Source organism: Leisingera aquaemixtae (genome assembly GCF_001458395.1).
GTDB lineage: Bacteria > Pseudomonadota > Alphaproteobacteria > Rhodobacterales > Rhodobacteraceae > Leisingera > Leisingera aquaemixtae.
In genome coordinates, this window is the sequence record NZ_CYSR01000019.1 from 1 (window position 1) to 5,155 (window position 5,155).

General features: G+C 59.2%; 5 protein-coding genes. 1 reads left to right on the forward strand and 4 read right to left on the reverse strand.

Annotation, left to right across the window (positions count from 1 at the left end):
* Positions 1-830 precede the first annotated feature (830 nt).
* A complete protein-coding gene (locus PHA8399_RS07995; protein WP_158509256.1) occupies positions 831-1,754 on the reverse strand; it encodes an alpha/beta hydrolase family protein in 924 nt (307 codons plus the stop codon).
* Between the two features lie 244 nt (positions 1,755-1,998).
* Between PHA8399_RS07995 and PHA8399_RS08000 the strand changes: the two genes are divergently transcribed.
* Positions 1,999-3,003, forward strand: a complete 1,005-nt coding sequence (locus tag PHA8399_RS08000; protein ID WP_058285635.1) for an AraC family transcriptional regulator — start codon at positions 1,999-2,001, stop codon at positions 3,001-3,003.
* A 156-nt stretch (positions 3,004-3,159) separates the two neighbouring features.
* On the opposite strand, the gene PHA8399_RS08005 is transcribed toward PHA8399_RS08000, so the two are convergent.
* The 3 genes from PHA8399_RS08005 to PHA8399_RS08015 form a co-directional block, all read right to left on the reverse strand.
* On the reverse strand, positions 3,160-3,348 hold the full coding sequence (locus PHA8399_RS08005) for a hypothetical protein (RefSeq protein WP_058285636.1): 189 nt from the start codon (positions 3,346-3,348) through the stop codon (positions 3,160-3,162).
* A 70-nt stretch (positions 3,349-3,418) separates the two neighbouring features.
* Positions 3,419-4,267 (reverse strand): hypothetical protein, encoded by an 849-nt coding sequence (locus tag PHA8399_RS08010; protein ID WP_058285637.1) that lies wholly within the window; start codon positions 4,265-4,267, stop codon positions 3,419-3,421.
* A gap of 337 nt (positions 4,268-4,604) precedes the next feature.
* Positions 4,605-5,155 (reverse strand): integrase core domain-containing protein (locus PHA8399_RS08015; protein WP_145977006.1); only part of this gene is annotated, 551 nt, incomplete at its 5' end.

Below are 5,155 nucleotides of genomic sequence, written 5' to 3' on the forward strand. Positions count from 1 at the left end.
AGAACCGGCCGTTCGCAACAAAATGACGGAAGTCCGGTATGTCCGCGACCTGTAAATTGCCTCATGGAGCGGTAATGGCTCCTGCTGAGGGCATTCTGCCCCTTAATAACGGGACCGTTGATAAGGAACGACCCCTTTTGCTGGAGCAGGACTTGACTGTCTGGCCGGGGCAACTGCGCCTTCTGTAAGAGACAGTAGAAATCCGCGCGGGGCGCGCGGATTGCATATCCCAGGAGTCGGGACAGGGCATCGACGGGCTGCGCCCGCTCCTCCCTGCCCCGGCATTTTCTGTTTGATTGGTCCGCCTGCCATCCGGCCGGCACTCTGAACACGGGTTCTGATGTAGCTCGCGCGTCAGCCTCCATGGAGAAATCCGGTTCCTCCCGCGCCAAGCGCGGGCCCCTCCCAATTTCTCCGCTCCGGCGCATCCTGTCATTTCGCGGGTGTCAGATCACCGTCCGGCCGCAATCCGGGCTGGGACCACCCTGCTTTGCCCTCCGAAAGACACGAGGTCTTTCGAAGTCAAAATCTGGGAAAGCTTCGCCATTGGCGGAACAGGAGGCGCGAGCGGGGATATTGGAGACACGAAAAAGGAAAGGGTCTGCCGCAAATGGAAAAACTATGTGTCGCCCGACAAGAAGTGTCAAACGTCAGACAAATCTGACTCGATGTAGACGATTTTCTGGGGAAAGTTGCTTACACCCGCCAGGCATTTCCACCCCAATTGTCAAGCATTTCTGACCCAAACCAGACCTTCAGAACGGGATGAGAAATGGGCAAGATGCGGGACGGAACGCCGTTCGCCGGCATAGAGCGAACGGCAGGTTCGGTCACAGGCCCAGTGTATCCGCGATCGCCTCGATGATCGCGGAATGCACCGCCACTCGATCCGTGCCGGGTGGATCGGTGCAGACCGGGTCGTCTGCCTCTGCCTCCAGAATGGCCGGGGCGTCCGGCTTGCAAAGCGGCATGGCGGAGAAATGGAAGGCCGGGGCAAGCTGCACGATATGCGCGCCGTTCAGGAGAGCCACAAGCCCGCTTTCGACGAAATTCGTTGCGGACATGCGCGTCTGGCCGTCTCCAAGGCCGATCAACAGGGGGCCGGGCACAAGTGCCGCAGTATCCGAGCTGTCGAGCCCCCAGACAAACCCGGGATCGATGGCCGCTGCCAGCGTAACGCGAGGGTCCGCGTAGCTCGCGTTCCATGTCTCGGGTTTCTGCGTTTGCATGCTGACGTCGTCGGACAGCAGCATGTCGCAGGCTTCCATTGTCTCGATCTGGGCGGTGCAGACCCCGACGATGCCCTCAAGGTTGCCAGTCATCCCGCCCAGCGACAGTGCCGTCCAGCCGCCATAGGAAAATCCGGCTGCCATGATGCGCGACCTATCGATATGGCCCCCGAGTACCGGGTCATCGATCAGCATGTCCAGGGCGGTCGAAAGGTCTTCCGCGCGGGTCCAATGCCGGACACCCACGGTCATGTCGAAGTCGCCCCAGGTCGAGTTCGGATGGTTCACCAGAACGACGATGGCCCCCCGGTTCGCCAGTTCCGAGGCCAGCCAGGCTTGGGCCCGGTCGGTGCCTCCCATGCCGTGACTGAACAGAACGACGGGGAAGTCGCCGGGCGCGACATCCGCATCCAGCGTGGCCTCGACGCCCTGAAAGACGGGATTGTCCGCGTAGAGCGTCGGCGTGCCGCCTGCACCAGGGGGATACCAGATCGCGACGCGCGCGTCTGCGCCATGATGGGGCATGTAAATCTCGGTGAGCCTGAGGCCGGCACCGTCCGCCGCCGCGCTGCAGGCAAGGGATGTCAGGACAAGGGATGTCAGGACAAGGGCGATTGTGGTGATCTTCATGGGCGGTCTCCAATAAGAGGTGGGATAGGCCACGTCTTGCTTGCAAACCGTGCCACCCGCGTCCTATTTCCGGTTTCAGGTCGCCTGGATCACGTTTTAGGTCTAGGCGGAAGGCAGTCATGACCGAAACGAGCCCTCCATGCCGACACTTCCCATCCCGGTTTTTGTTGCCCTTGTCCTTGGCTTCACCTGTCTGCGCCTCTGGACGGAACAATCGCGCCTCACTGCGCTCGGGGTACTTCTGGGGATCTGCGCGGTGCAGTCTCTCATCATCGCACTGGCGCAGCATTACATGATTCCGGGAATGCGCTGGGTTCAACCGGTCAGCGCCTCTCTCATCCCGCCGGCGGCATGGTTCGCCTACATCGTCACGGCGGTCCGGCCCGCCGACCGGGTCGATCGGCTTCATGGGCTCGTCCCTCTCGCGGCGCTGGCAGCAATCCTGGTGGCTCCCGGGTTTCTCGACGTTCTACTACCCGGGGCTTTCGTCGGCTATGGCATCGCCATCCTGATGCAAGCGCTGCACGGGGCCGATGCGCAGCCTCGCGCGATTCTGGCATATGGCAACATCCCGGCGCGGATCTGGCTGATGATCGGCGCGGCACTAGTCGCGTCCGCGTTGAGCGATGTTTTGATCGTCCTCGCCCAGATAGCAGGTCGGGGAGAGTTACGGACCTGGATCATCACCGTGTTTTCCGTGGGCAACCTCCTGTTGATCGGCCTGTTCAGCCTGTCGCCCTATCTCAGGAACGAAGAGGCGGAGAAACCGGACCCGCCTGCAGACAGTCCTGAACCGGATGCTGAACTCTGGGAGCGCGTGACGGCATATATGGCGCGGGAGAAGCCCTATCTCGATCCCGACCTGACCATTGCGCGACTGGCGCGAAAGCTGCGTGTGCCGGCCAAGGCGCTGTCGACAACGATAAATCGCGCGACCGGCGAAAACGTGTCGCGTTTCGTCAATGAGGCGCGGATCAGGCATGTGCAGGCCGCGCTCATGCGCGGAGAAACCGTGACCGAGGCGATGCTCTCATCGGGCTTCAATACGAAGTCCAACTTCAACCGGGAATTCCTTCGGGTGGCGGGGGCCAGTCCGAGTGACTGGCTTCAGGTGGAGGGCCGGGCTATTGGTAAAACCCCATAGAGGGCCGCCTTGCCAGCTATCAAGCCGACATTCGTTTGGCTTGCAGCATCGGTCAGAATGGGCTCAAACTGTTCATCTGCAGCACCTTCCGCGAACGGCTGGTTTTGCTGGCGTTGGCGTCTGCCGCAACAGACCAGCCTGATTGGCGTCGTGATCCTAGCCCTTTTCAATCCAGTCAAGCAGCCCCTGTTTGAGCTGCCTTCTGATGTCAACGATCCGATGCAAAGCCTGGTCGATGACCTCCGCATCTTTTGATGCATAGGCTGCTTCGAGAAGCTCGAATTGCTTGTCCAGGTTTGTTGCGAGTTCCCTGTCACTGATTCCTGACTGTTCTGGAATATCCATAGTTTTTCGTCTCACTGATTTGGCTGGCCAACTGGGCGGAGTTTACGCCACAAATTGGGCACCTGTCTGGTCATGCTTGCCTTCCACGGAGTTCTGCTGGAAGCGAAACCCGCCGGTAAACCCGAACAAAACATGCAGTTTCCTCAATAACTGGGATTTCCGCGCGATCCATTTTCCGGGCCATGTGAATTGGCGTTGCCTTAGCCCCCTCAGCTATCTGACCCAGTGTTAGATACTGGCGCTCAAATGCCCGGATACTGTCTTGTGTTATAACACTGTGCCGGTGGTTTGTGTCCGGATTCCGTCGTGCAATCTGCCGGAGGATACCTGCGTTGCGGAGCGCCCGAATAGATCTGACCCCAATCCTAAGGTATCTGGCAGTCTCCGCAGGTGTCAGGTCGTCTGTAAGTTTTTGCCGCGTTCTGACAGCACCCGCTTCGTAAGGCACGTAGATGGATTGCAGCCCTTGGACCTCTCCGGACTGAACCAGATCCTCGGCTTCTCCGATTTGCCAAAGCTGGATCATTCGCACCAGTCCGATGCCTTTCTCCCTGCAATACTGCTTGATGGGCAGGTAACCCGCGCTGTTCTCGACCCTGGGCAGATTTGATACTGCCGCCGTTAGCGTATCGAGATCCTCCAGGTAAACATACCTTAACGCGGTTCCGAGTTTGACGGACCGCAACACCCCCCGGCTGATCAAAGCCTTCACTTGGATAGGCAACACATGCAGCGTAGTAGCTGCGGCTTTGAGATTGCATAACCCGTGCCAGAATTTAAGGGCCCTGGCGAGTTGGGCTGGTGTGGTATCCGTCAGTTGCGCAACTTCATCCTTCTGAATCTGGTCGACATACACAATAAGGCGCTTGAGTAGTGCAACCCCAACACCAGACTGGCGCCTGGCTGTGTCAAATGACATGCGGTGGTTATCCGGCGCCGATATTCCAAGAATGCTCTTGTTGGGCTTCGTGGTGTAGTTCTCGAACGCGAAACTTCGGACACAATCACTTATTTCTCGCAACTCGGTGCTCCGGTAAGCTGTGCAAAGCCATGCATAGAAAGCACCGAGATCTCTCGAATAGTAGGGGCGCTGACCCTTTCGTGCGCGACGCAAGTCCTCCAACCGACTGGCCAAGCTGTCATAACCGTTGATGAGAACCTTAAGCCCCTCATCGCAATAGAGCTGAGCCCTGGATGGTGGCGCCTGAAAGACAATTCCCGCATCACCTCTGACCTGCCCCCCGCTGGTCCCTCGCTCATGACGAGAGTCTGCGGGTTTGATTTTGGTAGTCGTCGGTTTCGGGCTTGGCAAGCGCGGCAGGCGCGGAGCCCTCAAATAGCTCAAGCGCCTGCCGCGCTTGCTTTGGCGTTCTGTTCCCCAGCGAAGAGTGCGGCCTGACGGTGTTGTAATCGTAGCGCCACAGCGCCAGCTTGCGGCGGGCATCGTCCAGGGTATCGAACAGTTCTTCATTGAGAAGCTCGTCCCGCAGGCTGCCGTTGAATGACTCGATAAAGGCATTCTGCTGCGGTTTTCCGGGGTCGATGTAATGCCAATCCACGCCGTTCCTGTCGGCCCATTTCAGGATTGTCCGGCTGGTGAATTCCGTGCCGTTGTCGCTGACAATGCAAGCAGGTTTTCCGTAGAGCCGGACGAGCGCGTCCAGCTCCCGGGCAACACGCTCACCTGAAATGCTGGTGTCTGCCGCCAGGCACAGGTTTTCCCGGCAGCAGTCGTCATTCACGGCCAGGATGCGAAACTTCCGCGACGCGCCGAAGCTGTCTGCCAGGAAATCCAGGGACCAGCGCT